Source organism: Methylophaga nitratireducenticrescens (assembly GCF_000260985.4).
Lineage (GTDB): Bacteria > Pseudomonadota > Gammaproteobacteria > Nitrosococcales > Methylophagaceae > Methylophaga > Methylophaga nitratireducenticrescens.
In genome coordinates this window covers 1,259,975-1,286,945 of sequence record NC_017857.3, presented here as the reverse complement: position 1 = coordinate 1,286,945, position 26,971 = coordinate 1,259,975, and the positions used below count along the sequence as shown (strand labels likewise).

Sequence of the window (26,971 nt, the reverse complement as noted above, 5' to 3'; positions counted from 1 at the left end):
GTGCAAAGAACGCCTCAACCGCACTATTTGAGTGCTACGCACCAACTTGGACCGTAATCATTATTTCATCACTTTCTTTCACTGTCCCGACAATCTGATGCCCATGAATTCTGGCCCATGCCGGAATATCACTTAATGCTCCAGGATCTGTACATATCACCTTGAGAATATCCCCAGGCGATAATTCGCCCACTTTATTCTGGGTTTTAATGACTGGCAAGGGACACAACAGTCTCCTTGCATCCAATTCAACTTGTTTCACACGTACCACTCCTGTGGAACCTGCTCTGCAGCGATTGGCCTTGCCTGAATTTGTTGCGAAGACTGGTCGGGTAAAGAAATCTCCACTTCGACCTCATCAGCATAACGACCTTGACCAAAACGCGCGACAATCGATGCGACCAGCGGAAAATCCTGCTGTTCAATGTCCCCATCTATTATTGCCATGGGGCCATTATGGCTAATCGAGTACAGACTGATAAATTGTTTGCGATACCCTTCGAGGAACTTGCTCTCTCCAGCATCCCGGGCAATGATCATTTTAAAATCGGCTTTTGGCCGAAGATGTCGACCCACTTTCAATAACATAATATCATCGAGTTCATATTCACGACTGTTTCTGGCGGTCCATAAATCAACCAACTTACTCGAATAACTCTCATCAGTCAGAAAACAACACCCTCCAGCAGGGGTGGCAAAATCGTCAAAGCCAAACTGTTTTGCCAAAGCAATTTGCGGCTTGCGATTACGTCCATGAAAGTCATACAGTTTACTCCGGTCCACCCACCCTTCACGCTCAGGTTTAGTTGGCTGGAGATTTTTGGCGCATAACGGACGTAATAACAGATCATCAGCCCCAGACTCCGCTGCTACAATCGGCATAGTGCGCTTTAATTGTGATTTGGGACGCTGACCAATGACTTCTCCGGTGATAATGAAATCAAAACCATGCATATGATTTTCTTTCACCCATTCAACCGCTTTTTTGACCATAAAGATTTTACAGTCCAGGCAGGGATTCATATTCGCGCCGTAACCATGCTTTGGATTGAGCAATACCTCTTTGTATTCTTCGATCACATCAATGATGTGTAGTTTGATCCCGAGCTGTTCGGCTACCCACAATGCATTATTACGTTTCTGCTTGTCTTTATGCTGATTTCGAATCGCGTGCGTATGCCCTTCGACGCAGAAACCGGTAAAAAAGTTAATACCTTCAACTTCAATCCCCTGTTCCTGCAGAACACGCACCGCAAGCATGGAGTCGAGACCGCCTGAAATCAATGCAACGGCTTTATGCGCTGAACACATTATGCCGTGCCTCCGACCGTCAAAGCATCAATTTTCAATGTAGGCTGACCGACACCAACCGGAACACTTTGTCCTTCTTTACCGCAATTACCAATGCCCGAATCCAACTCGAGATCATCAGCCACCATGCTGATGCGATTCATGACTTCGGGACCATTGCCGATCAGCGTGGCACCTTTGACAGGACGAGTCACTTTGCCATTTTCAATCAGATAAGCCTCACTACTGGAAAATACAAATTTGCCAGAAGTAATATCGACTTGCCCCCCACCAAAATTAACCGCATAAATACCTTTTTCAACACTGGCGATAATTTCTTCTGCTTTGTGTTGTCCGGCCAGCATATAGGTGTTGGTCATGCGTGGCATTGGCAAATGTGCATAGGATTCTCGCCGTCCATTGCCAGTACTGCGGGTTCCCATTAACCGAGCATTTAATTTATCCTGCATATACCCCGTCAGTCGACCGTTTTCAATTAAGGTAGTGAATTCCGTAGGTGTGCCTTCATCATCAATAGTTAACGAGCCACGTCGATCTGTTAAGGTGCCATCATCCACTACCGTACATAATGGAGAAGCGACCTGTTCTCCCATTTTGCCAGAAAAGGCTGAAGTATCGCGCCGGTTGAAATCACCTTCAAGTCCATGGCCAACCGCTTCATGCAGCAATACGCCTGGCCACCCCGAAGCCAATACCACTGGCATAGAACCCGCTGGAGCATCAACAGCATCCAGATTCACCAGGGCCTGCCGCACGGCTTCTTTGGCAAAACCTACGGCTAAATCATTATCAATAAAATACTGATAATCCAGACGGCGGCCCCCACCCGCGCTGCCGCGTTCACGCCGGCCTTTTGATTCAACGATCACGCTGACGTTCATACGAATTAATGGACGGATATCTGCTGCGTAAGTGCCATCACTGGCTGCAATTAAAATATGTTCCAGACTGCCCGCCAAACTAACTGTCACCTGTGTTACACGGGGATCAGCAGCGCGAGCATAAGCATCTGCTTCACGCAACAAATTCAATTTTGTCTGCGTATCCATACCTAATATGGGATCATGATCAGAATACAGTGGTGCGGCATGCATATATTTACGAGCATTAACCTTATTCTGTTGCCCATGTTTTACCAGGGCACTGGCAGCATTCGTCGCTTCCAGTAATGATTTCAAATTTAGATCATCGGAATAGGCAAAGCCGGTTTTTTCACCGCTACAGGCCCTGACCCCAACACCTTGCTCAAGATGATAGCCCCCATCTTTTATGATGCCGTCATCCATTAGCCAGTTTTCGCCTCGCGAACGCTGAAAATATAAATCAGCAAAATCAATACCCGGCCGCATAGCGCTAGATAAAGCTCGCTCAATATCCTGTGATTGCAACTCAGCAGGCACCAGGATCTGTTGTTCCAGTTGGTCAAATATAGGGTTTGTCATTGCTTATGGACTACGTGATAAATTGATTATCTTAGCAGATACTAAGGCTTTTCTGGGGCTTTCAACGAGAGATCAGGATCATCCCAGGAACCGGTGAGTCGATAACGATAGCTAATCATATCGACCAGATCCCGATCAAATAACCGACCGGCAATTCGATCAACCAGATAAATCGCTGTTCCGACTCCCAGACCAACCGGTCCTCCAGCAACAGCACCGGCAAGTGGCAGGGTGGATGATACATTTGGCGTAACAACAACTGTTTGGTGATAGGTTCTATCAACAATATTAATCGGTCCGGTAACATCAATACTGGCGCTGTCGCCACGCATATTCAAGTTATCAGTAACCGCCTGACCATTGGCAAATTGAAAATCGCCACTGATTTCTCTGAACGAAAAACCTTTACCGAAAAAATCACTGAAATCCAGTGCCAGCCGGCGTGGAATAGCGGCAAAACTCATTAAGCCAAATATTCGTCCTGCTGCACCTGGCTCAACATCCACCAATTGACCATCATCTATTTGCAGATTCAAATTGCCTTGCAGGTTGGCCATTGAGAGATTTAACGGTTCGTCTGGCCAGCTAAACTGTCCGGTAACTTCAACCTGGTTGGAGTGAATGGCTGCTTGATAACCTAAATCCTCAAATAAGCCAGCAAGATCATTACTGGTGAGTTTTAGATTTAACTGACTGCTATCCGCAAGGTCGTTTTTTTGCCAGACTCCATCCAGTTCCGCTTGTAACACTGCCGATTGCATACTGGCACTTTGCAACAACCAGCTATTCCCTTGCTGAAGCGCCCGGGCCTGTACGCGTCCCAGTTGCATCCCATCAACTGTCAAACTATCAATGTTTAACTGAAAGCTTGGCCATAACTCGGAATTAAATTTTTTGTGGCTGTTTGACTGATTGTTGGTTGCGGGTAGTTGTAGATCAACAAAATCAAAGTGCAACGTGGGAAGTAAATCAGAATCAACGGGCCAACGAATATCGCCTCTTAGCTGCCGAGATTGAATATCCATTTGCCAGATTTGGTTACGTTGAGATGCTTTGGTTTGAACGTCGTTAAGTACCCACTGGTTAAACCGCAGATTATCCACCGCCAGATCAATATCAATTGCTGGCCAATTATCGAAGTTTTGTTCAGTGACGCTGTCTGCCAACCAGGTTTGTTGCCATTGCGTCCACTCCGAAATGGACAACTCGTTCAGACGCCCTCTTAATCGAATACCGCTTGCCGGTAGCTCAGGCTCTGGAATGCCAATAGTAATTTCACCGCGAGCAGAATCCTCAAGCAGCCAGACAGCGCCTGCTATATCAGCATAATTTAATTGCAGTAATGAGTTCCCTTTGTCATCTTTAATCAATTTAATATCTAATAAACGTTTATCAGCGGCAGTTTTCCCCAGCGGTTCCGGAGCCTCAATTGTCAGCCCCGCCAGTTCAGAAGTCACCCGAATATCGGTATCAAATTCGCCTAGTGACTTTTCACTCACCTCCACATTGGCTTGATATTGCGTCGTGCCTTTTACAAAGCCAGGCATTTTGCCCTGCCATAGCTGCGCCAGCTGCTGACTGGATATCTCACCTTTTGCGGTCACCAATGTCGATTCGGTTCCTGGTATGACATCAATCGTGGTAGGCCTGTCTAAAAAAGTGGCGGTAATCGCCTCTGCGTTTACCCCATCATTACTGAAGAATAACTGGCCGTTGATATTTTGAATCGGCATATCCGGCATGGCGGTAACCGTGAGCTGACTGGTTTCAAAACTGACATGACCATCGGCATCAGTGGCATTCGGATCAAGCAATGGAATTTTCAAGTTAAGAGCAATAGTGCTTTTGCCTTGAGCTTTCACCCAATTCGTTATCTCACCATAACGGGTACTGAGCGGACTCATCTGTAAAAAATCTAGGGCGTTCTGTGTGCTACCCGATAACAATCCCGTCAAATCCAGCATCGGTTTACCAGCATAAACTTTGTCAATAACTGCGCTGACATCAACAAAGTCAAACCCGGCAATTCTGCCGGTTTCAGGCAATATCTCCAATTTGTTGCCGCTGCTCAGCACTTGGCCATTAATATTTTCCAATACCGGCCATCCTTTACCATAATCCAGTCCGACATCAATGACATTAAGGCTCGCTTCAAATTCGTTCGCAGTATTCTTATCGGTAAATGGAAAATCGGCCAAATTGCCTTTCAATTTGAGGCTTCCCGTTTCAATCTGACCGCTGGTATAAGCATTTTCTGCCCACTTGAGATAATCCGGATCCAGAATTGAACGTGGTACATAACTCAACCATTTCGCTATGGCCACATCCAGCATTTGTATATCTATATCAGCAAAGGTAGTTTCAGTCTGATGTTCAAGCCCTACTTTGCCACGGACTGTCAGATCATTATTCCAGATATTCAGATCCGTCAATTGCATCTGCCAGCTCGTTTCAGCAGTATTCCAGTCCAGATTAGCATCGGCCACATCAAAATAAATCGCCTCCGGCAACCAGGCAGGTGCATATAACGTCAGGTTACGGCTGGTAATCAATGCTCGCGCTGAAGTTGGCTCCCACTCTACCTCCATACTGAGTCCGGTCACCCCTGGTACCTCATCCACCGGTTGACTGGCAAACTCATCCACAATCATCTTTGCAGACTGAAGTTCATTATTACTGTTCAGTGATAGTTGTAACTCACGGATATCACCAGCGGGCTGATACTGTGCTAGCAGCGCAGGCGATTTATCACTCAATAAGGCTAACGCTGTCAGATCGCTGAGCCGAACAAAACTGGTTTCTGCAAACCAGCCATCAGTTTCTGAAAACTGCAGATTTAATGTGGACTGAGGCCAACTGTCATCATCAATAGTTAGCTGAATCGGCTCGGCAGCTAATTGCCACGCAATCCAATCTCCCTGCCAGTTAAATTCCCCTGACAAAGCATTTATAGTGACTGATCCACGGTCCGGATGACTCAGGTTTTCCAGTCCAACATCCGTAAGCTGAATTTGCCCCTGCCATTGTTTATTCAAGTTTGAACCAATAACAACACTGACATCAGCACGGCCCCGTGTCACAGACACATCCTTCATACGCTGATTCTGAAAAATTGTGGCCAGTTGCAATTGTCTGGCATCCAGCTGATTAATCTGCCAATTTGAAATGCCTGATGACGTTAACACGGCATCTAGGGTAAAACTAAGTTGTTGCCCCAGGTGATTAGGTAACTGAATATCACCTATCAATGTGGATTTTTTGCCCTGCATTAATGCCAGTTGATTTACTTCATAAAGACCACTGAATTGTGGTTGCAGCTGGTCTTCGAATTGAATTTTAGCTGACAATAGTTCGATATCACGCCATGAGCGGAGCTGCTCGACCCAGTCAATCTGTGTTTCATCAAATTTCTGATCGGCAGACTTTCCCTGCAGACCGATAAGGCTGATATCACCATCAACAGAACGTTTAATACCCAATTGCAAACCAGAGATACGTGCCGAATCAACCACCAACTCTCTTTGCTGCAAACTGGCAATCAGATCGACACCGATATAAAGCTCTTCTGCGGTAAACAGTTCACCAATATCCGGCTCTGCCTGCATCACCGAAATATCGGTCACCATTAATTTTGGAAACAGATCAAACCAGTAAAGACCTGCTTCACCAATCTGAATCGGATAACCGGTTTTTTCAGTCGCCCATGCTGCAATTTCATCTTTTCGTTCGGCAATGGCATTGGAAAACCAGTACGCCAGTCCAACACAGACCAGCATGATCACCGCAGTCATAACCACAATATTGGTAACTTGTCTGCCTGCAATATGCAGGCTGCGATGCATTAGCGACATAACTACATCAGCACCACATTAAATTGTTCACGGCCATATTGAGGCTCACACTGAAACAGAATCGGTTTACTAATAAATTGCTCTAACTCAGCCACTTTTGTGGAATCTTCATCATTAAGACGATCAATCACGTCTTGAGAGGCCAGCACCAGAAACTGTTTCGATTCGTATTGACGCGATTCACGCAGAATTTCACGGAAAATCTCATAACAGACCGTTTCTACATTTTTGGTATAGCCCCGACCATCACAGCAGGGACAGGGCTCACACAGGATATGACCCAGACTTTCACGCGTGCGTTTACGGGTCATTTCCACCAACCCCAGTTCGGAAACCGCACAGATATTATGTTTGGCTCTATCCAGCAACATGGCTTTTTCCAGTGTACGCAAAACCTGCTCGCGATGACGGGCTTCTTCCATATCGATAAAATCGATGATGATAATGCCGCCAAGATTACGTACGCGTAACTGGCGTGCTATGGCTTGAGCGGCTTCAAGATTGGTTTTGAAAATAGTTTCTTCCAGATTTTTATGACCGACAAATCCACCCGTATTCACATCAACAGTGGTCATCGCTTCGGTTTGATCAAAGATCACGTAACCACCCGACTTCAGTGGCACCTTTCGATCCAATGCTTTTTGAATCTCATCTTCCACACCAAATAAATCAAATAACGGACGATCCCCCCGATAATGCTCCAACCTCGCAGCACATTCTGGCATAAAGCCTTCAGCAAACTGCTGGGCCTCTTTAAAAGTTTCTGCAGCATCAATGCGGATGCGATCAATATCAGGTCTAAACAGATCCCGTAAGGCACGTAACGTTAACGGCAAGTCCTGATATAACGCTTCACCACATCGTGTGGAAGTGACGCGTTGACGCAGTTTTTCCCACAACCGGTGTAGAAAATCCAGATCAGCTCGTAATTCTGTATCACTGATACCTTCGGCTGAGGTCCGTAAAATATAGCCTCCCTGTTGCAGGCCTAACAACTCTGATAAACAGTTTTTCAGACGTTCACGCTCGTTTTCATCCTCGATTTTCAAGGAGATACCAATTCCCTCAGCTTCAGGCATGTACACCAGATATCGCGAAGAAGCTGATAATTGAGTGGTTAATCGTGCGCCTTTACTACCCATCGGATCCTTGATGACTTGTACCAACAGCTCATCTCCCTCGCGTAGCAGGCTGGTAATCGGCGGTGTAATTCGCGGGGCTTCTTTTAAATCACCAGACTGTCCTTTGGGAATCGAAATATCTGAAGCATGCAGAAAAGCCGCACGGGATAAGCCGATCTCAACAAAGGCTGCCTGCATTCCAGGTAATACCCGGCAGACTTTTCCTTTGTAAATGTTGCCAACTAATCCACGATGTTCACTCCGCTCAATAAAAATCTCCTGCAATACACCGTTTTCCACCACTGCTGCGCGGGTTTCACTGGGCGTGACATTAATCAGAATTTCACTGCTCATTGACGATGTTTACCTGTTGTAAAAGCTGACTGGTTTCAAATAATGGCAGGCCCATCACGCCGGAGTAACTACCTTTGATATTTTCTATAAACATAGCAGCTAAGCCCTGTACCGCATATCCTCCAGCCTTATCTTTTCCTTCTCCGGTGGCAAGATACCAATCAATTTCGGCTGAACTCAGCTTTTTGAATTGCACCTCACTGATTTGTAAGCTTAGCCAATGTTGCTGTTGCCAGACAATCGCCACTGCACTGAGCACCTGATGGCTGTTAGCAGATAATTGCCGCAAAAACGCTTCTGCCTGCTGCTGGTTTTCCGGCTTGCCGAGAATGTGCTGTGAAGGCAATACCACAGCAGTATCGGCACCAATAACCGGGCGGTAGTCTGTCTTTATGGATTTCCAGCCTGCCTGAGCTTTGGCTAATGCAATGCGCTTGGCATAATCGGATGGGGTTTCAGCCGCTAAAACAGATTCATCAACGGAGACATTTAAAACCGAAAAATCGACTCCGATTTGAGTCAGGAGTTCACGCCGTCGCGGTGAAGCAGAGGCCAGATAAACTTTGGGAAACTTCATGCGCGATGATAGGGATGATTCTGCAGAACTGTCCAGGCACGATATAACTGTTCGGCCACCACAATTCGAACCAGCGGATGAGGCAAGGTCAGATTGGATAATGACCATTTTTGATCGGCCCGTTGCTGGCACTCATCGGATAAGCCATCCGGTCCGCCAATCAACAGACTGACATCCCGTCCGGATGCCTGCCAGTTTTTTAATTGCTCCGCCAGCTGTTCCGTCGACCAGTTACGACCACCGACTTCCAGCGCGATCACATAATCATTTTGCGGTAAAGCGGTCATGATTCGTTTGCCCTCTTCCTGCATCCATTGTCCGGAACTGCCTGATTTACCACGCTTTGATGGAGCAATTTCCTGCAGATTAAGCTGACATTCCCGCGGCATACGCCGTGCGTATTCGTTATAACCTTCGATGACCCACTGCGGCATTTTCTGGCCGACAGCAAGCAGATTCAGTTTCATTCACTATCTGCCGAAGCACTTTGCGTAACTTCAGCGACAGACCATAATTTTTCCAGATTGTAAGTCGCTCTGGTTTGCGGTGTCATAATATGTGCAATCACGTCACCTAAATCCACCAAAGCCCATTCGCCAATATCTTCACCTTCCATGCCGAGAGGTTGGACGCCAGCCGCTTTTGCCTGAGAAGAAACTTCATTCGCCAGTGCTTTAACCTGTCTGTTAGATTTACCAGTAGCGATGATCATAACATCGGTAACATCGGTCATACCGGTCACATCCAGCACGGTGATATCCTCTGCTTTGATGTCTTCCAGTGCGTCTATCACTAATAATTTCAGTTGTTCTGCCTTCATGGGCACTCCAAATAATAAATTTCGTTGTTAAGTTTAACGTATGTCAGCCTGTGCGTCTGTGGTGGTTTCGACGAAGCGGCCACTCGGCCCCTCCGGAAACCACTGGCTGGTTTTTCTGGTAATAAAATAAGCGGTCAGTCCAACCCACTCGCGCCAGGCAGGCTCAAGTTTTTCCAGTTGTTCAAACACCGCAAAGTCCAACTGACGAGACTCTCCCGTCTGACTTCGATAATCCACCGGGTAAGGCACCACGTTTATACCCTGTCTTTCAGCAATACCTACTGAGCGCGGCATATGATAAGCCGAGGTCACCAAAAGATACTGACCATTTCTTTTGGGTATAACCGTTTTCAGCCGCTGGAAATTTTCATAGGTATTACGTGATTGAGATTCAATGATCAGCCGCTTTTCATCAATTCCCACCATGGTCAGTAATTGATGGCTAAGCTCGGCAGGCGTTGCCCCGGCATCAAAGCGCAGTAAATTGCTACCACCGGTAAAAATGATTGGGCTGTCAGGGTATTGTTTAGCTAACAATGCAGCGCCAAAATAACGGTCACTGGCCTGGCCGACCTGAGGCTGTTGCCAGCTGATGGTGGTTTTTATATCTTCTCCGCCACCCAGAACAATAATGCCATCAATATTTTCTGGTAGCTGCTGGGGTTGGCTGATACGAGCTTCCAGTGGATGAATTAACCAATCGCCAATTGGAAATATCATCAGACTCAAACTGAATACCAGCGCAGGCAACAGAAATCTGAGCGCGATGGTTCGGTAACCGAACAATAAAAACAGCGTGCCAAATACCAGTAACAGATTAAGCATCATAAACGGACTGAGCACCGCCCAGGCCAATTTTGATATTACAAAAAATACTTGTTCCATGAAACGTTACGTTTTTTTCGGCTGGTAGAGGTCTAGTTGCTCTATCACAGCAATAACCGAATCCGGTAACAAAAAGTTGACCGGGTTTCCCGCCGATAATTCATCACGGATTTGCGTCGCGGAAATCGCCATTGGTGTTACTTTCAATGGCCATATTTTGCCTGAGGAGAATTGTCGATCTTCTGCCTGAGCCAGATTCTGTTGATACCAGACCTTTAGTTCTTCATGCATATCCAGTGTTTCATCTGGTCTTTGCACCACCACGATATGCGCTAATGGCAGAATCTGTTGCCAGCGGGACCAGCTGCTAATGCTACGAAAAGCATCGGTACCCAAAATAAGAAATAATGGGTTATCAACATATTGTTCGCGCAGACTGAGTAAGGTGTCCACGGAAAAAGAGGGCCCTTCACGATGCAGTTCTCGATCATCAACCGTTAATTGGGGAACATATTTTACGGCGATTTCCAGCATCAAACGCCGTGCATCAGCACTGGCCATGGTGGGCTGGCGATGCGGCGGTATCGCGCACGGAATGAGCCGCACATGATTTAACTCCAGCTGCTGGCAGACTTCCAGCGCCGAGCGCAAATGGCCGAAATGTACCGGATCAAAGGTACCGCCAAGAATGCCGATCGCTTCGGGTTTATGTTCTGATTTGACCACTACCAAACACTATCCATTTTTGGGAGGTCAAACCATTTAAACCCACCGGACCACGAGCATGCAATTTATCGGTAGAAATACCGATTTCAGCACCCAGACCATATTCAAACCCATCAGCAAAACGTGTTGATGCGTTTACCAACACCGAACTGGAGTCCACTTCCTGCAAAAAGCGTCTGGCGGTGTCATAATTTTGCGTCACGATACTTTCGGTATGGGCAGAACTATGCTGATAAATATGCAGCATCGCATCGTCTACATCCGTGACAATTTTTATCGACAGAATCGGGGCAAGATATTCAGTATCCCAATCGGCGTCCGTTGCCACATTGATATCCGGCAGAATATGTAAAGTTTTATTACAGCCTCGTAATTCAACGCCTTCACTAATAAAACGCTTGGCCATAGCAGGCAAAAACTCGTTGGCAATATCAGCATGTACCAGCAGCGTTTCCATTGCATTGCATACACCATAACGGTGACATTTGGCATTAAAGGCAATCTCTTGCGCCATGGTCAAATCAGCTTCCACATCGACATATACATGACAGATGCCATCAAGATGTTTGATAACAGGCACTCGAGCGTCATGACTGATACGTTCGATCAGACTCTTCCCACCGCGTGGCACAACGACATCGACATATTCAGGCATGGTAATCAGTTGACCAACCGCTTCGCGGTCAGTAATTTCGACGACCTGAACCGCAGTAATTGGTAAACCGGCCTGCTGTAACCCCTGATGGATACAGTCTGCAATCGCCTGATTCGAATGTATTGCTTCGCTGCCACCACGCAGAATAGTGGCATTACCGGATTTCAGGCATAATCCAGCAGCATCAGCGGTCACATTTGGCCGTGATTCATAAATAATACCAATAACGCCCAGCGGTACGCGCATCTGTCCCAATTGAATGCCGGAAGGCCGATACCGCATATCACTGATTTCGCCGATAGGATCAGGTAAGGCCGCAATTTGTTCCAGACCTTGCGCCATTGATTCAATTCGGCCATCGGTCAATGTCAAACGATCCAACATCGCAGCATCCAGCCCTTTGGCTTTGCCTGCCTGTAAATCCTGTTGATTGGCAGTTTTCAACCCATCAGCCTGACTGCGGATCGCCGTGGCAATCGCCAATAGCGCCGTATTTTTATTATTGGTCGTTACACGGGCCAATACCCGGCTGGCTTCACGAGCTTGTTGACCCAGTTTCTGCATGTAGGCTGCAACTTCCACAGCACACTCCTCTTTTAATTTCTCTGCTTTCATGTTTGCTGTAATTGCATTGGCACACCGGCGGCCTGTAAACACAGGGTAGTCAGCATCCGCCATGCATTATCATTACCACCACCTTTTGCGGCCCGATCAATTGCCGCCATTTGCGGTAAAAATGTTCGCCATTTCGCTGCAGAATGACGACGTAATCCTGATTGAATCAAGGGTCTTGCCTTATCCCAGACAGGAGGTTTCTGACTGCTGAAAACCTGGGCCGGAGCAGCACCTTTTTCCAATTGATCGGCCATATCAATCATTCGATGTAAAGACCAGGAAACGGCTGAAAAAACGGCCAATACATCATTACCTTCCGCCTGTAACATTCTTAACATACGCGGAATCTTGTCAGACTGACCAGCATAGACTGCATCCATCAGCGAAAATGCTTCAAATCGGGCACTGTCAGCAACGCTTTCCATTAATAAGGGTTCATCCACCTGCCCATCGGGGCTCAGTAATACCAGTTTATCGATTTCCTGAGCGGCAGCGAATAAATTGCCTTCTGTTCTTTCTGCCAGCAGGGTGGCGACCGAGAAGTTTGCCTGCAAGCCTTTCTGTTGCATGCGCTGCTGAATCCAGCGGGGTAGCATTTCAATACTGACCGGCCAGAGCGGCACACTGATGCCTGCACTTTCCAATGCGGTAAACCACTTTGCTTTTTGTTGCTGTGGCGTTAGTTTGCCAGTGATCAGTAATAAAAACGTATCGGGTGCAGGTTGCTCAGCAAATTCTCTGAGAAACGCTCCACCCTCTTTACCGGGAGCCCCAGAAGGCAGTCTGATTTCGACCAGTTTCTGCGAAGCAAACAGGGAAAGACTATCGTCGGCAAATCTGAGTTTGGACCAGTCAAAACGGGCATCGGCATGCCAAACCTGTCGTTCGGCAATACCATGAACTTTGGCCTGCTGACGGATCGTATCCGCGGCTTCTTCCACCAGCAGGGCTTCATCACCATACACCACACTGGTGACAGGAAAACGATGTTGTATCTGTGAGCTCAGCTGTTCTGCTTTAACTCGCATCAATTCTAATCCAAAGCGGACAAACGGCGGACGATTACCTGACTGATCTGTTTTTCCATTTCTTCGCGTAATAAATGTTCTTCAGCATCACGACCTAATACCTGTTCCTGATCAAACTGATAATCACGCTGGGCTTCAAAACGTTCACTTTCAATTAATTTATTTTGCTGGTTATCAGTCAACTGGAAGGTCACTTCTAAAATCAATTCATATTCACTGACTTTGGCATTGCCACCTACTGACAAGACATGGCGTTCATAGCGGTTTTCCAGGAAGCTTAATACCGCAGCGCCCTCCATGTAGTCATCAATCACATTGATACCGTTACGTCTCAAGGTGCGTTTAAGTTCCAAGCCTAGTCCCTGACGCATGTTGATACCCTGAATATGCAACGTCTGTATGCTTTCAGGTAAATCCGCGGCACCACGCAACTGGAATCCGCAAGCCGCTACCGTCATACAAAAAACTGCAATAATCAGTTTCTTCAACATTACTGTTTCCTTTGTTTATCAGCCGACAACAATATTAATCAGTCTTCCCGGCACCAGAATAACCTTGCGGATGGTTTTACCATCAATATAACGCTGAACATTTTCATCTGCGATAGCCAGTGGTTCGATATCCGCTTGCTGTGCATTTACATCGACCATCAATTTCGAACGTAGCTTACCATTGACCTGAATCATCAGCTCGGTTTTGTCCTGTTTTAGCGCCTCGGCATCCACTTCAGGCCATTGAGCGTCAATCACGGCTTTGTCATAACCCAGCTGAGTCCACAATGCGTGGCAGATATGCGGCGTGATAGGCGCTAACATCAACACCACTAATTCAAGTACTTCCTGGCGAACTGCCCGCGCCTGAGTATCTTGTTCGGTAAATTTGCTTAAGCCGTTCATCAACTCCATCACTGCTGCAATAGCCGTATTAAACGTATGACGACGCCCCAAATCATCGCCAACTTTTGTCAGTGTCTGATGGGCCAGCCGGCGCAGATCTGTCGCGGCTTCCGACAGGTCGGTAAGGTTTTTGTCTTTCACAACACCTTTTTCAGTGTGCTCATGAACACTGCGCCATAACCGTTTAAGAAAACGGTTGGCACCTTCCACAGCGTTGTCTGACCATTCCAGTGACATTTCTGGTGGCGCGGCAAACATCATAAACAGTCGCGCGGTATCGGCACCGTATTCATCGATTAATGCCTGTGGATCAACGGTATTACCTTTTGACTTGGACATTTTGGCACCATCTTTCAGTACCATGCCCTGAGTTAACAAATTCTTGAATGGCTCATCACCGCTGACCAGCCCTTCATCACGTAATAATTTATGGAAGAACCGGGCATACAGTAAATGCAAAACAGCATGTTCGATACCACCAATATATTGATCAACCGGTAACCAGTAATCAGCCCGTTGATCCAGCATCGCTTCGTGATTATCGGCACTGGTAAAACGTGCGTAATACCAGGATGATTCAAAGAATGTATCAAAGGTATCGGTTTCGCGGCGAGCCGGTTTGCCACACTCCGGACAATCACATTGATAAAACTCGGGCATGGATTTGATCGGCGAGCCCGAGCCATCGACCACCACATCTTCCGGCAATAACACAGGTAAGTCGGCTTCCGGCACGGGAACTGCACCACAGCGCTCACAGTAGATTATCGGGATCGGGGTTCCCCAGTAACGCTGTCGTGAAACACCCCAGTCACGTAACCGATAGTTGACCTGACGTTCGCCTTTATTCTGTTTGGTTAATTCATCGGCAATCGCGTCAAAGGCTTCTGCAGAAGTCAGCCCGGTAAACTGCGAGGAGTTTACCAGGCGACCTTTTTCGGTAAATGCATTGTGTTGAAGATCAAGTTCACTGTCGTCTGTTGGTTCGATAACCTGACGGATTGGTAAATCATATTTTTGCGCAAATTCAAAATCACGCTGATCATGGGCCGGTACTGACATAACCGCGCCGGTGCCATAGCCCATCAATACAAAGTTAGCAACCCAGACTGGAATACGTTCACCACTGACTGGATGAATGACCGATACGCCAGTCGCCATGCCTTTTTTCTCAGCGGTTTCCAATGCTGCTTCCGTCGTATCGGTTTTTTTGCATTCTTCGATAAACTGCTGCAACTGCGCATTGGTTTCAGCCATGCGTAAGGCTAATGGGTGTTCTGCTGCAATGGCCAGATAACTGACCCCCATCAGAGTATCCGGCCGTGTAGTGTAAACGGCTAGATCCTCTTCACTGTCAGCCACGGCAAAGGTGATTTGGACACCTTCTGAACGACCAATCCAGTTGGCCTGCATGGTTTTGACTTGTTCCGGCCAACCGGATAACTGCTGCAGATCATCACGCAGATCTTCTGCGTAATCTGTGATTTTCATAAACCATTGTGGTATTTCGCGACGCTCAACTAATGCACCTGAACGCCAGCCACGACCATCAATAACCTGTTCATTGGCCAATACCGTTTGATCAACCGGATCCCAGTTAACAGCAGCCGTTTTGTTATAAACCAGACCTTTTTTGAACAAGCGTACAAACAGCCATTGTTCCCAACGATAATAATCCGGTTTACAGGTGGCGATTTCTCGATCCCAGTCATACGCGAGCCCCAGACGCTGTAACTGAGCACGCATATAATCGATATTTTTATAGGTCCATTCGGCCGGTGGCACCTGATGTTTTAGTGCGGCATTTTCAGCGGGTAGACCAAAGGCATCCCAGCCCATTGGCTGCAACACATTTTTGCCCAGCATGCGCTGATAACGTGAAATAACATCACCAATGGTGTAATTACGTACATGCCCCATATGCAGCTGACCGCTGGGATAGGGAAACATCGACAGGCAATAGAATTTTTCTTTACTGGTGTCTTCGGTAGCACGGAAAGTTTGATGCTGCTGCCACCAGGTTTGGGCAGCATTTTCGATCACATCTGGGCGATAATCAGCTTGCATGGGTTCTCTTTGTGAATACGGTGCAGGAAAGGTGGAAGGATACCTCAGCGACAGAAATGCCGAAAGCACCGAATAGTTTATTGACACATCGGAGGGTAATTTCTGTCGTCAATGCAATCAGAAACAGTGCAGCAGAAGATACTGCACTATGAAGTGTTATCTAGATTCTGAACTCTTCTAATTTACGTCCACGATTCAATTCTTCGACCAACCATAAAGGACGTTTACCAAACCCTTTCCAGGTTTTTTGCGGATCTTGCGGATGACGGTATTTGTCAGCACTTTCAGCACGAGGTTTGCGTGCCCCTGATAAACCCACTCGCATATTTTTAGCCACAGCCGTCAGGGCTTCTGCAGGCGTAACTTTTTTTTCTTTTGCCAGGGCTCTTACCGCATCAGCCACAGCAACAACATCGCTATCTTTACTATTGAGTTCTGTGACTTTTTTAGTTTTCAATTTTTTAATTTGTTTTTTTGACTGACTAATCAATTTTTGCAGCTCTTGTTCTGAGAGTTTTTCCAGTTGCAAAGCAGATAAATTACTCATCGCATTACCTTTTATCTAAAACTTATAAAAACAAATAATATCAGTATTATTAACTTTGTCTATTTGAAAACTTTTTAATTCCCAGCAGACACCAGTACTTTGTATTTTGCATAAAGTTGATCATGAGATTCAACATTATCTGGATCTTTAGGTATGCAATCCACCGGACAGACTTCTACGCATTGTGGGGTATCAAAATGACCTACACATTCCGTACACAGGTCAGGATCAATTACATAAATTTCCTCACCTTGCGAAATGGCGCCATTAGGACATTCCGGTTCGCATACATCACAATTAATGCATTCGTCAGTAATAAACAGAGACATGGTTTACTCCGATAACTCTTTATAAAACGGTAATTAAACCGATAAATTTTAACTCGACTGTTTTTTGTCTGCCAGTTGCTGCTGTAATGCCTGTTGTACACAGGGCGCAACAAATTGGGAGACATCTCCACCCAAAGCCGCTATTTGTCTTATCAGGCTTGATGAAATAAATGTAAATTGTTCTGCCGGCGCCAGAAATAATGTTTCCACTTCCCACTGTAAACGACGATTCATTGCGGCAAGTTGAACTTCGTATTCAAAATCTGAAACAGCGCGAAGTCCACGAATAATTACTGAGGCATTTCGCTGCATTGCATAATTCACCAATAAACCATCGAAGGAGGTAATTTCGATATTGGGTAAATCATCCAGGGTTTGTTTCGCTAATGCCAAACGTTGCTCAATTGAAAATACCGGTTTTTTCCCGGTGTCCGCAGCGACAGCAACAATCACTTTTTCAAATAAACGGCTGGCACGCTGAACCAAATCTGTATGACCGTGGGTAATCGGATCAAATGTTCCTGGATAGATGGCGGTGATTGACATGCCAAAACCTTATTGCATTTTAAATAAACAATATCTTACATCACCTGCCTGTTTATCTTTAAATAAATGCCAGTTTTCTGGTAACCCAGTCAGATTTTGATGTTTATTACATTCCAGATAAAGCAGACTATTTTTATGCAATAGATTTCGCTGTGTTAATGAACCGGCTATTTCAGACCATAAATCCGCACCAAAAGGCGGATCCAGAAAAATAATATCGTAAGCGGTACTGGATTGATTTAAAAACTGCTGTGCGGTTTGTCTGAACAAAGCACATTGCTCTGCAGATAGCATTGTTTTATTGGCCTGCAACTGTTTATAAGCCTGCAGATCCAGTTCGACCATATCAACTTTGGCAGCGCCCCTTGAGGCTGCCTCAAAACCCAAAGCACCGCTACCACTGAAGAGATCAATACAAACGGCTTCCGGCAAATGCGGTTGTAACCAGTTAAACAATGTCTCGCGAATACGATCAGAGGTCGGTCTCAATCCTTCCACGGCAGGGAATGATAACCGTCTTCCCCCCATTGGCCGCCGATAATTCGTACAGACTGACGTGATGTTTTATTCAGCGTCGCCACCCACCAGTATTGTGACCATTTTTTGGGGATGAATACGTTTTTGATAAGCAGCTTTTATCTGATCAACCGTCACGGCGTTCACTCTTGAATTAAAGGTTTCCAGATGATCCAGCGGCAACTGATAAAAGCCCATCATCGCCAGATAATCGGCAATTTTACTATTGCTGTCCAGACGCAAGGCAAATCCACCGGTAATATTTTTCTGTGCGGCCGTGAGTTGCTCTTTAGTGGGGCCCTGATCAACAAAATCGACCAGCGTCTGATTCAGTACTTCCAATGCCAGTTCTGCCTGATCATTACGAGTCTGCAGACCAAATTGATAAGGCCCGGCCTCACGCATCGGTCTGAAATAACTGTAAGCACTATAGGATAAACCACGTTTTTCACGAATTTCATCACTGATAATGGACACCAGTCCACTGCCACCTAAAACATGATTACCCACATACAGCGGGAAAAAGTCTGGATCATCGCGGGTTAAACCAGGTTGCCCCATCAAAATCGTGGTTTGACTCGATGGATAAGGCAAATGCTTTTGTTGGGCAGTTTCAAGTGATTCAACTTCAGGTAATGCCGCCGCTTTTTTTCCTGCGGGAAGACTGCCGGAAATTTTTTCTGACAAGGCTTTTGCCTGCTTGATATCCGCATCACCTACAATGACCAGTACCGCATTGTTCGCCACATAAAATTGCTTATAAAACTGCTGCAAATCGGCAATGCTGATTTCATTTATTGAAGCTTCCGTGCCTATTGGCATGGCTGAATATGGATGGTCACCGTACAGCTGCTGATAAAATGCCCGATCGGCTATGGCAGAAGGCGATTGTTTTTCGCTTTGCAGACTGGTTTTCACTTGATTAATAAGACGATCAAAAGCCTTTTCCGGAAAGGACGGTTGACTGATAACATCTACAAATGTATCTATGGCAGGTTGCAATGCATCTGCTTTGGATAAAGTCCGCAGACTCAATACCGCCATATCCCGCTCAGACTCAGAACTAAATTCGGCACCCACATCATCAAATGCAGTAGCAATCGCATCGGTGTCTTTGTTTTTAGTTCCTTGATTGAGCATTGAGCTCGTCAGTAACGCCACCCCGCCTTTCGGATCCCGCGCTGCGCCAGCATCAAATACCAGGCGAATATCCAACATCGGCAATTCCTGAGCTTTGACAAAATATACCTGAGTGCCATTGGCAGTTTGCCAATTTTCTATTTGCGGACTGGCAGAAACGCTAAACGCCAGTAATAGTCCAGTGAATAAAAAAGAGAACTTAGCGAGCATGTGGATCTCCCGAAGTAGGACGTGGAGTAGTATTGTCTGTGGGCATTGGAATCAATTCTGCGACGGTAAGTCCATCATCAATAAAATATTTTTGTGCGACCTGTTGAACCTGTTCAGCAGTAATTGCACTGATTTTATCGGGATAACTGTCAACCAGACGCCAGTCGAGGCCAACTGTTTCCAGCATACCTAGCTGCATGGCCTGGTAAAAAACACTATCAAGCTGGTAGACAGAGCTGGCAATCACCTGAGTTTTGACTCGTTGTAATTCTGCCTCGGTAACGGGTTCAGTTTTGACTTTATCAAGCTGATTCAACACCGCTTGTTTTACATCATCAACGGATTTGCCTTGAGCGGGTGTGCCAGCAATCGTAAATACATCATCCAAACGGGAAAATGCACTGTTGTATGCACTTATTCCGGCAGCAACCTGTTGTTCACGTATCAATTCACGAGAGAACCGGCTACTTGAACCGCCATCAAGAATACCTGCCAGAACATCCAATGCATAAGGTTCCCAATCTTCAACTGCGGTTTTTACGACCGGCACTTTCCAGCCCATCATCAAATAAGGCAGTTCCGCTGGCGCTTTTAGTTCCAAAGTACGCTTGCCACGCTGTGCAACTTCAATCTGGGGTTTAACCGTTGCCAGTTGTTCTGGTTTCAATGGGCCAAAATATTCCTGTGCCAATTGGTAAACCTCGTCGGGTTTAACATCGCCAACCACCACAACGGTTGCGTTATTGGGGGCATACCACATTTGGTACCACTCACGCAGATCTTCCGGATCATAATGATTAATATCATTCATCCAGCCAATAACCGGGTGATGATAAGGGCTGTTCATAAACGCCATGGCATTCATTGATTCACGTAATAACGAACGTGGATTATCATCGGTACGCATGCGTCGCTCTTCAGCAACCACTTCACGCTCTTTAAGCAACTCCGCATCGTCAATAATCAGATTGCGCATTCGTTCGGCTTCAAGGCGAAAACTGATCTCCAAACGCTCTTTTTCCAAGGTCTGAAAATAGGCTGTGTAATCGCGTCCAGTAAAGGCGTTTTGCGAACCACCATTTTCGGCAATAATGCGGGAAAACTCATTTGGTCCAAGGTTTTCAGTGCCCTTGAACATCATATGTTCAAGAATATGTGATATACCGGTAATGCCATTGTGCTCGTAGCTTGAACCGACTTTGTACCAGACCTGGGAAACCACTACCGGTGCACGGTTATCCGGTTTGACCAGTAATTTAAGACCATTGTCCAGCTGATATTCACTGACTTGCGCAAAGCCAATAACAGGCACTATCAGCAGCGCCCAAACAAGTTTTTTTAAGGTGTGCATCTGCATCTCACAATTGATCACATGATAAGATTAATAACCGAACACTAACGACAAACCGAGAATATGTTTAGTTTCCTCAGAAAAAAAGCCAAACCCAGCGAAAACAGCAGCGAGGAGCAACTCCTCACTGAACAGCAGTCAGTCGCACATGATGCGGAAATTACTGCAGATACTCAAGCCAGCGACGTTTCAGAGACCCCAGGATTTTTTGGACGCCTCAAACAGGGACTGAGTCGCAGCAGTACCAAATTGACGCAAGGCTTTGCCGATTTGGTCTTGGGGCGAAAAACCATTGATGATGATTTGCTTGAAGAACTGGAAACCCAACTGCTCAGTGCAGATTTAGGGATAGAAGCCACCCAAACCATTATTAACGATTTAACACAACGTGTGGCCCGCAAGCAGCTTAATGACCCGGAAGCCCTGTTTGCAGCAATGCATGCCGATATGGTGGATATTCTCAAACCAGTTTCCCAACCATTGCAGATTCCATCATCTGCCAGTCCTTTTGTGATCCTGATGGTGGGTATTAATGGTGTTGGAAAAACGACAACCATTGGCAAACTGGCCAAACAGTTTCAGCTGCAAGGCAAAAAAGTGATGCTGGCGGCCGGTGATACATTTCGTGCTGCAGCAGTTGAACAACTACAGGTCTGGGGCGAACGTAATCAGATCCCGGTGATTGCTCAACAAAATGGTGCTGATTCTGCTTCGGTTATCTTTGATGCTCTGCAAGCGGCCAAAGCACGACAGATGGATATTCTGATTGCTGATACGGCGGGTCGTCTACATACTCAATCCAATCTGATGGAAGAGCTGAAAAAAGTAAAACGCGTTATGGCCAAACTGGATGGCAATGCGCCGCATGAAGTCATGCTGGTGCTGGATGCCGGCACTGGACAGAATGCTTTGTCTCAGGCTGAACAATTTCATCAGGCGGTAGGATTAACCGGTATTACGCTGACGAAACTTGATGGTACGGCTAAAGGCGGTATTATTTTTGCCATCGCGAAAAAAATCGGGTTACCTATTCGTTACATCGGAGTGGGTGAAAAGATAGATGATTTAAGAACCTTTGAAGCAGAAGATTTTGTCGATGCTTTACTGGGCCGTGAAACACAACAATGATACGTTTTGAACAGGTCTATAAACGTTACGAAGGTCAGCAGGAAGCCCTGTCAGGTCTCAGTTTTGAATTGATATCAGGAGAAATGGCTTTTTTAACCGGCCACTCGGGTGCCGGAAAAAGTACCCTGTTGAAGCTGATAGCGCTGATTGAACGTTGCTCACATGGTCAGGTGATCGTCAATAATCAAAATCTGAGCCGATTACCGAAGTGGAAGATCCCTTATTACCGCCGAAAAATTGGGCTGGTATTTCAGGATCACAATCTGTTACATGATCGCACGGTGTTTGATAATGTCGCTCTGCCATTGATTATTGCAGGTGAAAATCATCGTGAGATTGGTCGTCGGGTGCGAGCAGCTCTCGATAAAGTCGGCTTGCTGGGCAAAGAACGTAACTTACCGATTGCCTTGTCAGGTGGTGAACAACAACGGGTAGGTATTGCCCGCGCGGTGGTTAATCGTCCGCCGGTTCTGTTGGCCGATGAACCAACAGGAAACCTGGATCCGGAGTTATCCCGTGAAATCATGCATTTATTTGAACAATTCAATCAGGTTGGCGTTACGGTATTTATTGCCAGTCATGACCAGGATTTAATCAGCCAGTTACCTTACCGCCACATTACCCTGCAACAGGGAAGGCTTGCAGAAAACCATTCATGAAACTACTGAATATTCATAATTACCTGCTGCGTCATGTTCAGGTCATGCTCTCCAGTCTGGGTGAGTTATGGCGTCAACCTGTCGCTACTTCGATGACTTTACTGGTGATTGGCATTGCCTTGTTATTACCTGCGGGTTTGTTTGTCATCCTGAAAAATGTCGAACAGGTCAGCGGAGAATGGCAACATGCCAATCGTATTTCCCTGTTCCTGCAAGATGAAATAAGCGACAAACGTGGCGAGCAATTGGCTGAGCAACTCCAGACATGGCCCGATATTGTCGATGTTTCATTTCAATCTGCCCAGCAGTCGTTAAACGAATTTCGAGAAATATCGGGACTGGAAAGTCTGCTGGATACATTACCTGAAAATCCTCTGCCTGCAGTGATCATCATCGAACCCGAAGAAGCGCAACAGCAGGAAGCAATAGAGGCTTTATTAGAAAGACTTGATGCCTTACCGGAAGTCGATTTGGCACAACTCGATATGCAATGGCTACAACGATTGCGAAGTATTAATGAAACGGGCCAACGCGGCATTACCATTCTGGCTATTTTGTTATCACTGAGTGTACTGCTGGTTATTGGTAATACAATCCGCCTGGCTATTCTTAATCGTCAGACGGAAATACGGGTCATCAAACTGGTTGGTGGTACCAATACCTTTGTCAGAAGACCTTTTTTATACACCGGAATGTGGTACGGCTTTCTGGGTGGGGTCTTGGCCTGGATTGCGTTACTGATTAGTCTGCTCATTATCAGTGGACCGATTGATGAATTGGCGGCCTTGTATGACAGCCAGTTCACTTTAAAGTGGTTTGGCGGTCAGATGTTATTTGCATTACCCATCAGTGGACTGTTACTGGGCGTCATGGGGGCATGGCTTGCCGTGAGTAGACATTTGAATGCAATTGAGCCAAGCTAATGGTATTAAAGAAACTTTTCACGTTATAACCATTCTAATGGATACATTTTAAATTGCTTTTTGCTAGAATAAAGCGATAGGTTTTCATAGGGAGAACGCACACATGACAACGCATGCAGCCCAATATCAACTTGCCACAGCACCTATTGGCAATCTGGATGCATACACCAATCTCGTGCATCAAATTCCCGTTTTAACGGCTGAAGAAGAGCACGACTTAGCGACACGCCTGCAACAAAATGGCGATCTGGAAGCGGCACAGCGACTGGTATTGTCGCATTTGCGTTTTGTGGTTCGTATTGCCAAAGGCTACAGTGGTTACGGTCTGCCGGTTGCCGACCTGATTCAGGAAGGTAATATCGGTCTGATGAAAGCGGTCAAACGCTTTGACCCGGAAAAAGGTGTCCGACTGGTTTCTTTTGCCGTGCATTGGATTCGCGCAGAGATCCATGAGTATGTGATTCGCAACTGGCGTATTGTTAAAATCGCCACCACTAAAGCGCAGCGTAAATTATTTTTTAATCTGCGCAGTGCCAAACAGCGTTTAGGTTGGCTGAATCAGGATGAAATTGAAGCCGTTGCTGAAGATCTTGGTGTCACTGCCGCCAATGTCATCGATATGGAGCGCCGTCTGGCTCAACCGGATACATCATTTGATTTGCCGGTAGATAATGACGATGACGAATCCAGCTATTCACCAGCCGCTTATTTAAAAGCGCCTGATAACAGTGATCCATCCAAACAACTGGAACACGAGGATTATGCTGATTTTCAACAGCAAAAGCTGGTCAATGCATTAGCAACGCTGGATGAACGTAGTCGCGATATTATCAGTAAACGCTGGTTGCACGATGACGATAAAGCCACCTTGCAGACACTGGCCGATCAATATCAGGTTTCCGCTGAACGGATTCGGCAGATTGAAAATAATGCGATGAAAAAACTTCGTCTTTTAATGGATTAATAACAACCACAAAAAAGCCCGCTTACCTTTCGGAAAGCGGGCTTTTTTTTACCCAGGCTTTACCGTTCAAGCAAAGGTGTTTTGTTAGGTTTACCGTCCCACTCTTCTGCATCTTCCAAAGGATCTTTTTTCTCAGATAATACGGGCCAGGCTTGTGATAATTCCGCATTAATCTGCAGGAATTCCATTTGCTCATCCGGTAAATCATCTTCAGAAAAAATGGCTTCTGCTGGACATTCGGGTTCGCAAAGTGTGCAATCTATACATTCGTCAGGATCAATAACCAAAAAGTTAGGACCTTCGTGAAAACAGTCTACTGGGCAGACATCAACACAATCAGTATATTTACATTTAATACAGTTTTCAGTGACAACAAAGGTCATGGTGAAATCTCCACAAATACAATTTTTTACAGGCCAGACCTGTCAGAATGTTCGATATTCTACATGATTTACCAACGTTCTGGGCAATGATGATAATTACGGTATGATCAACTTTGCTCTGAAGATTACCCGTCTGAAAACAGGATGACCCGATGATAAGAAAAATTCTAATCCTAGCCGTATTTATCAGTTTTTTTCTGATCAGTACTGCATTTGCTGTATTCAATATGCAAACCGTTTCTCTTGATCTGTTTTTTGTACAATGGCAGCTACCATTGGCCGTTCTATTAATCGCCTTTTTATTATTGGGATTGATAATCGGCGCCACGATTATTGCTCTGAGCACGCTTCGAATCCGCTATGACAATCATCGCTTGGAAAATAAATTACAAAATGCCGAGCAAGAACTAAACAGCCTGCGTATCTTACCTGTACGAAATAGCCACTAGGCCCAATAATGATGCAATGGCTTTTTTTCCTGTTACCCGTCGCAGCGCTGTCAGGTTGGTTGCTGGCCATGCGGCATTATAAAAAACAGCCACAAAGGCATGCTAAAGCCTTTAATCCAGAATATTTTAAAGGCTTGAATTATCTTCTCAATGAACAGCCCGACAAAGCAATTGATGTATTTATCGGACTGCTTGAAGTGAATAGTGAAACGGTCGAAACCCATTTGGCACTGGCGAACCTTTTCCGTCGCCGTGGCGAAACAGAACGCGCCATTCGTATTCATCAGAACTTAATTGCCCGGCCAAGTCTGCACGGTGAACAACGCCTGCAAGCCATGGTGGAACTGGGCCTGGATTATATGCATGCCGGTGTATTGGATCGTGCAGAGCATCTGTTTCTTGAATTACTCCAGCAGCCGCAGCCTCACCCGGAAGCAGCGAAACAATTAATGCGCATATACCAACAGGAAAAAAAATGGGCGCAGGCAATTGAAATGGGCAAACAGATTGATGCCAGTAAAACCGCACAGGTGAAACCCTTAATTGCTCAGTTTTATTGTGAACTTGCCGAACAATATACCGATCACGATCGCCACGAAGCATTCAACATGCTCAAGCAGGCTTTGTCTCATGATGAAAATTGCGTGAGAGCCAGTCTGCTGGAAGCCCGACTGTTTCTGAGTATAAAGCAGCCCCGAAAAGCCCTTAGCGCGTTGCAGAATATCGAAAAGCAAAATCCTAAATTTTTGTCAGAAGCTTTACCTTTCTGGCATGAAGCCTATCAGCAGTTAGGAGATTTACCGGCATTACGCAACCAGTTAACCCAGCTGATTAACCGTCATCCACACCTGACTTCTGCCCGTATTATGTTGACCCATATCGTGGCTGAACTGGAAAACAGTAAAGCCGCCCAACAAATGCTTTACGAACAATTACATCACCATCCTTCGGTCGAAGGTTTGCATACCTTGATTAAACTGGGTGAAAACAATCAAATTGCGCTTATCCCGTTGATTGAGCGCATTACCCGAACCATGGTAGAAAAAGGTGATCGCTACACCTGCAAAAACTGTGGTTTCTCAGGCAAGACCATGCATTGGCTGTGTCCTGGTTGTGCCAGCTGGGGAACCGTTCGCCCCACTGAAATTCATCTTACTGCTCTGGAAAAATTACTGGATTCACCTTCATGAACAAAACCCGTATTTATCATAACCCTCGCTGTAGTAAATCACGCGAAACCCTGGCTTTACTGGAAAATCAACAACAGGATATTGAGATTGTGGAGTATCTTAAGACTCCCCCAACAGCGGAAGAATTATCCGATATCCTGCAGCAGCTTGATATGCAACCCAGACAGCTGTTACGAACTAAAGAAACGCTATATAAGGAATTGCAATTAGATAATGACAACTTATCTGATCAAGAACTTATCAGAGCCATGTGTGACAACCCGAAACTGATTGAACGACCAATCGTCATTAAAAACAATCAAGCCATTATTGGCAGACCACCTGAAGCGGTGCTGAATATTCTCTGAG

28 protein-coding genes are annotated in these 26,971 nt (G+C 45.9%); 7 read left to right on the top strand and 21 right to left on the bottom strand.

From position 1 onward, the window contains the following. Nucleotides 1-34 precede the first annotated feature (34 nt). The 20 genes from Q7A_RS06280 to Q7A_RS06185 form a co-directional block, all read right to left on the bottom strand. A complete protein-coding gene (locus tag Q7A_RS06280; RefSeq protein WP_014706497.1) occupies nucleotides 35-262 on the bottom strand; it encodes a sulfurtransferase TusA family protein in 228 nt (75 codons plus the stop codon). Beyond that, nucleotides 259-1,311, bottom strand: coding sequence for a tRNA (5-methylaminomethyl-2-thiouridylate)-methyltransferase (locus Q7A_RS06275; RefSeq protein ID WP_089418513.1), 1,053 nt, complete (start codon nucleotides 1,309-1,311; stop codon nucleotides 259-261). The genes Q7A_RS06280 and Q7A_RS06275 overlap by 4 nt, the downstream gene beginning before the upstream one ends. Beyond that, nucleotides 1,311-2,753 (bottom strand): metalloprotease TldD, encoded by a 1,443-nt coding sequence (tldD, locus tag Q7A_RS06270; RefSeq protein ID WP_014706496.1) that lies wholly within the window; start codon nucleotides 2,751-2,753, stop codon nucleotides 1,311-1,313. Before tldD ends, Q7A_RS06275 begins: the two co-directional genes overlap by 1 nt. Nucleotides 2,754-2,794: 41 nt before the next feature. Beyond that, a complete protein-coding gene (locus Q7A_RS06265) occupies nucleotides 2,795-6,604 on the bottom strand; it encodes a YhdP family protein (RefSeq protein WP_014706495.1) in 3,810 nt (1,269 codons plus the stop codon). A gap of 2 nt (nucleotides 6,605-6,606) precedes the next feature. Further along, on the bottom strand, nucleotides 6,607-8,079 hold the full coding sequence (gene rng, locus Q7A_RS06260) for a ribonuclease G (protein WP_014706494.1): 1,473 nt from the start codon (nucleotides 8,077-8,079) through the stop codon (nucleotides 6,607-6,609). Further along, nucleotides 8,069-8,656 carry a Maf family protein gene (locus Q7A_RS06255; RefSeq protein ID WP_014706493.1) on the bottom strand — a complete coding sequence of 196 codons (588 nt, stop codon included), beginning with the start codon at nucleotides 8,654-8,656 and terminating at the stop codon, nucleotides 8,069-8,071. The genes rng and Q7A_RS06255 overlap by 11 nt, the downstream gene beginning before the upstream one ends. Then, entirely contained in the window at nucleotides 8,653-9,123 is a 471-nt protein-coding gene (rlmH, locus tag Q7A_RS06250) for a 23S rRNA (pseudouridine(1915)-N(3))-methyltransferase RlmH (RefSeq protein WP_014706492.1), read from the bottom strand. Before rlmH ends, Q7A_RS06255 begins: the two co-directional genes overlap by 4 nt. Next, nucleotides 9,120-9,476 (bottom strand): ribosome silencing factor, encoded by a 357-nt coding sequence (rsfS, locus tag Q7A_RS06245; protein ID WP_014706491.1) that lies wholly within the window; start codon nucleotides 9,474-9,476, stop codon nucleotides 9,120-9,122. The genes rlmH and rsfS overlap by 4 nt, the downstream gene beginning before the upstream one ends. 33 nt (nucleotides 9,477-9,509) lie before the next feature. Next, nucleotides 9,510-10,361 carry a YdcF family protein gene (locus Q7A_RS06240; protein ID WP_014706490.1) on the bottom strand — a complete coding sequence of 284 codons (852 nt, stop codon included), beginning with the start codon at nucleotides 10,359-10,361 and terminating at the stop codon, nucleotides 9,510-9,512. Nucleotides 10,362-10,367: 6 nt separating this feature from the next. Then, nucleotides 10,368-11,027, bottom strand: coding sequence for a nicotinate-nucleotide adenylyltransferase (gene nadD / locus Q7A_RS06235; RefSeq protein WP_041354958.1), 660 nt, complete (start codon nucleotides 11,025-11,027; stop codon nucleotides 10,368-10,370). Further along, nucleotides 11,008-12,264 (bottom strand): glutamate-5-semialdehyde dehydrogenase, encoded by a 1,257-nt coding sequence (locus Q7A_RS06230; RefSeq protein ID WP_014706488.1) that lies wholly within the window; start codon nucleotides 12,262-12,264, stop codon nucleotides 11,008-11,010. The genes nadD and Q7A_RS06230 overlap by 20 nt, the downstream gene beginning before the upstream one ends. Before the next feature lie 29 nt (nucleotides 12,265-12,293). Continuing rightward, nucleotides 12,294-13,325: a DNA polymerase III subunit delta gene (holA, locus tag Q7A_RS06225; RefSeq protein ID WP_014706487.1), complete on the bottom strand. Its 1,032-nt coding sequence runs from the start codon at nucleotides 13,323-13,325 to the stop codon at nucleotides 12,294-12,296. A gap of 5 nt (nucleotides 13,326-13,330) precedes the next feature. Beyond that, a complete protein-coding gene (locus Q7A_RS06220) occupies nucleotides 13,331-13,816 on the bottom strand; it encodes an LPS-assembly lipoprotein LptE (RefSeq protein ID WP_014706486.1) in 486 nt (161 codons plus the stop codon). Nucleotides 13,817-13,834: 18 nt separating this feature from the next. Next, entirely contained in the window at nucleotides 13,835-16,288 is a 2,454-nt protein-coding gene (gene leuS / locus Q7A_RS06215; protein ID WP_014706485.1) for a leucine--tRNA ligase, read from the bottom strand. Nucleotides 16,289-16,448: 160 nt separating this feature from the next. Next, nucleotides 16,449-16,835 carry an H-NS histone family protein gene (locus Q7A_RS06210; protein WP_014706484.1) on the bottom strand — a complete coding sequence of 129 codons (387 nt, stop codon included), beginning with the start codon at nucleotides 16,833-16,835 and terminating at the stop codon, nucleotides 16,449-16,451. A gap of 74 nt (nucleotides 16,836-16,909) precedes the next feature. After that, entirely contained in the window at nucleotides 16,910-17,164 is a 255-nt protein-coding gene (locus Q7A_RS06205) for a YfhL family 4Fe-4S dicluster ferredoxin (RefSeq protein WP_014706483.1), read from the bottom strand. Between the two features lie 48 nt (nucleotides 17,165-17,212). Next, on the bottom strand, nucleotides 17,213-17,710 hold the full coding sequence (coaD, locus tag Q7A_RS06200) for a pantetheine-phosphate adenylyltransferase (protein ID WP_014706482.1): 498 nt from the start codon (nucleotides 17,708-17,710) through the stop codon (nucleotides 17,213-17,215). 9 nt (nucleotides 17,711-17,719) lie between these two features. Further along, nucleotides 17,720-18,208 carry a 16S rRNA (guanine(966)-N(2))-methyltransferase RsmD gene (rsmD, locus tag Q7A_RS06195; protein ID WP_014706481.1) on the bottom strand — a complete coding sequence of 163 codons (489 nt, stop codon included), beginning with the start codon at nucleotides 18,206-18,208 and terminating at the stop codon, nucleotides 17,720-17,722. A gap of 66 nt (nucleotides 18,209-18,274) precedes the next feature. Next, nucleotides 18,275-19,576: a M16 family metallopeptidase gene (locus Q7A_RS06190; RefSeq protein WP_014706480.1), complete on the bottom strand. Its 1,302-nt coding sequence runs from the start codon at nucleotides 19,574-19,576 to the stop codon at nucleotides 18,275-18,277. Then, nucleotides 19,566-20,927, bottom strand: coding sequence for a M16 family metallopeptidase (locus Q7A_RS06185; RefSeq protein WP_014706479.1), 1,362 nt, complete (start codon nucleotides 20,925-20,927; stop codon nucleotides 19,566-19,568). The genes Q7A_RS06190 and Q7A_RS06185 overlap by 11 nt, the downstream gene beginning before the upstream one ends. Before the next feature lie 63 nt (nucleotides 20,928-20,990). On the opposite strand from Q7A_RS06185, the gene ftsY reads away from it, so the two are divergent. From ftsY to rpoH, 4 genes are all read left to right on the top strand, one after another. Then, on the top strand, nucleotides 20,991-22,055 hold the full coding sequence (ftsY, locus tag Q7A_RS06180; RefSeq protein ID WP_014706478.1) for a signal recognition particle-docking protein FtsY: 1,065 nt from the start codon (nucleotides 20,991-20,993) through the stop codon (nucleotides 22,053-22,055). Then, nucleotides 22,052-22,714 carry a cell division ATP-binding protein FtsE gene (ftsE, locus tag Q7A_RS06175; RefSeq protein ID WP_014706477.1) on the top strand — a complete coding sequence of 221 codons (663 nt, stop codon included), beginning with the start codon at nucleotides 22,052-22,054 and terminating at the stop codon, nucleotides 22,712-22,714. The genes ftsY and ftsE overlap by 4 nt, the downstream gene beginning before the upstream one ends. Further along, complete coding sequence (ftsX, locus tag Q7A_RS06170) at nucleotides 22,711-23,637, top strand: permease-like cell division protein FtsX (protein ID WP_014706476.1); 927 nt, start codon at nucleotides 22,711-22,713, stop codon at nucleotides 23,635-23,637. The genes ftsE and ftsX overlap by 4 nt, the downstream gene beginning before the upstream one ends. Before the next feature lie 103 nt (nucleotides 23,638-23,740). Beyond that, the gene (gene rpoH / locus Q7A_RS06165; protein WP_014706475.1) at nucleotides 23,741-24,601 is read left to right on the top strand and encodes an RNA polymerase sigma factor RpoH; all 861 of its coding nucleotides are present in this window, start codon (nucleotides 23,741-23,743) and stop codon (nucleotides 24,599-24,601) included. A gap of 59 nt (nucleotides 24,602-24,660) precedes the next feature. Here rpoH and fdxA read toward each other — a convergent pair whose 3' ends face one another. Beyond that, a complete protein-coding gene (fdxA, locus tag Q7A_RS06160) occupies nucleotides 24,661-24,984 on the bottom strand; it encodes a ferredoxin FdxA (RefSeq protein ID WP_014706474.1) in 324 nt (107 codons plus the stop codon). Nucleotides 24,985-25,136: 152 nt separating this feature from the next. Between fdxA and Q7A_RS06155 the strand changes: the two genes are divergently transcribed. Genes Q7A_RS06155 through arsC form a run of 3 tightly spaced genes read left to right on the top strand, consistent with a single transcriptional unit; the run spans nucleotide 25,137 to nucleotide 26,970 of the window. Beyond that, nucleotides 25,137-25,433 carry a lipopolysaccharide assembly protein LapA domain-containing protein gene (locus tag Q7A_RS06155; RefSeq protein WP_014706473.1) on the top strand — a complete coding sequence of 99 codons (297 nt, stop codon included), beginning with the start codon at nucleotides 25,137-25,139 and terminating at the stop codon, nucleotides 25,431-25,433. Nucleotides 25,434-25,441: 8 nt separating this feature from the next. Continuing rightward, the gene (lapB, locus tag Q7A_RS06150) at nucleotides 25,442-26,623 is read left to right on the top strand and encodes a lipopolysaccharide assembly protein LapB (protein WP_014706472.1); all 1,182 of its coding nucleotides are present in this window, start codon (nucleotides 25,442-25,444) and stop codon (nucleotides 26,621-26,623) included. Beyond that, complete coding sequence (gene arsC, locus Q7A_RS06145) at nucleotides 26,620-26,970, top strand: arsenate reductase (glutaredoxin) (protein WP_014706471.1); 351 nt, start codon at nucleotides 26,620-26,622, stop codon at nucleotides 26,968-26,970. The genes lapB and arsC overlap by 4 nt, the downstream gene beginning before the upstream one ends. The last annotated feature ends 1 nt before the right edge of the window (nucleotide 26,971 follow it).

Bases quoted from the DNA above. Each gene is read 5' to 3' on its own strand.
- Q7A_RS06205 (WP_014706483.1), bottom strand. From the start codon at position 17,164: ATGTCTCTGTTTATTACTGACGAATGCATTAATTGTGATGTATGCGAA.
- Q7A_RS06275 (WP_089418513.1), bottom strand. From the start codon at position 1,311: ATGTGTTCAGCGCATAAAGCCGTTGCATTGATTTCAGGCGGTCTCGAC.
- lapB (WP_014706472.1), top strand. From the start codon at position 25,442: ATGATGCAATGGCTTTTTTTCCTGTTACCCGTCGCAGCGCTGTCAGGT.
- leuS (WP_014706485.1), bottom strand. From the start codon at position 16,288: ATGCAAGCTGATTATCGCCCAGATGTGATCGAAAATGCTGCCCAAACC.
- arsC (WP_014706471.1), top strand. From the start codon at position 26,620: ATGAACAAAACCCGTATTTATCATAACCCTCGCTGTAGTAAATCACGC.
- ftsY (WP_014706478.1), top strand. From the start codon at position 20,991: ATGTTTAGTTTCCTCAGAAAAAAAGCCAAACCCAGCGAAAACAGCAGC.
- ftsX (WP_014706476.1), top strand. From the start codon at position 22,711: ATGAAACTACTGAATATTCATAATTACCTGCTGCGTCATGTTCAGGTC.
- Q7A_RS06210 (WP_014706484.1), bottom strand. From the start codon at position 16,835: ATGAGTAATTTATCTGCTTTGCAACTGGAAAAACTCTCAGAACAAGAG.
- Q7A_RS06185 (WP_014706479.1), bottom strand. From the start codon at position 20,927: ATGCACACCTTAAAAAAACTTGTTTGGGCGCTGCTGATAGTGCCTGTT.
- Q7A_RS06190 (WP_014706480.1), bottom strand. From the start codon at position 19,576: ATGCTCGCTAAGTTCTCTTTTTTATTCACTGGACTATTACTGGCGTTT.
- tldD (WP_014706496.1), bottom strand. From the start codon at position 2,753: ATGACAAACCCTATATTTGACCAACTGGAACAACAGATCCTGGTGCCT.
- rng (WP_014706494.1), bottom strand. From the start codon at position 8,079: ATGAGCAGTGAAATTCTGATTAATGTCACGCCCAGTGAAACCCGCGCA.
- Q7A_RS06265 (WP_014706495.1), bottom strand. From the start codon at position 6,604: ATGTCGCTAATGCATCGCAGCCTGCATATTGCAGGCAGACAAGTTACC.
- ftsE (WP_014706477.1), top strand. From the start codon at position 22,052: ATGATACGTTTTGAACAGGTCTATAAACGTTACGAAGGTCAGCAGGAA.
- rpoH (WP_014706475.1), top strand. From the start codon at position 23,741: ATGACAACGCATGCAGCCCAATATCAACTTGCCACAGCACCTATTGGC.
- Q7A_RS06255 (WP_014706493.1), bottom strand. From the start codon at position 8,656: ATGAAGTTTCCCAAAGTTTATCTGGCCTCTGCTTCACCGCGACGGCGT.
- coaD (WP_014706482.1), bottom strand. From the start codon at position 17,710: ATGTCAATCACCGCCATCTATCCAGGAACATTTGATCCGATTACCCAC.
- holA (WP_014706487.1), bottom strand. From the start codon at position 13,325: ATGCGAGTTAAAGCAGAACAGCTGAGCTCACAGATACAACATCGTTTT.
- rsfS (WP_014706491.1), bottom strand. From the start codon at position 9,476: ATGAAGGCAGAACAACTGAAATTATTAGTGATAGACGCACTGGAAGAC.
- fdxA (WP_014706474.1), bottom strand. From the start codon at position 24,984: ATGACCTTTGTTGTCACTGAAAACTGTATTAAATGTAAATATACTGAT.
- Q7A_RS06155 (WP_014706473.1), top strand. From the start codon at position 25,137: ATGATAAGAAAAATTCTAATCCTAGCCGTATTTATCAGTTTTTTTCTG.
- rlmH (WP_014706492.1), bottom strand. From the start codon at position 9,123: ATGAAACTGAATCTGCTTGCTGTCGGCCAGAAAATGCCGCAGTGGGTC.
- Q7A_RS06240 (WP_014706490.1), bottom strand. From the start codon at position 10,361: ATGGAACAAGTATTTTTTGTAATATCAAAATTGGCCTGGGCGGTGCTC.
- Q7A_RS06220 (WP_014706486.1), bottom strand. From the start codon at position 13,816: ATGTTGAAGAAACTGATTATTGCAGTTTTTTGTATGACGGTAGCGGCT.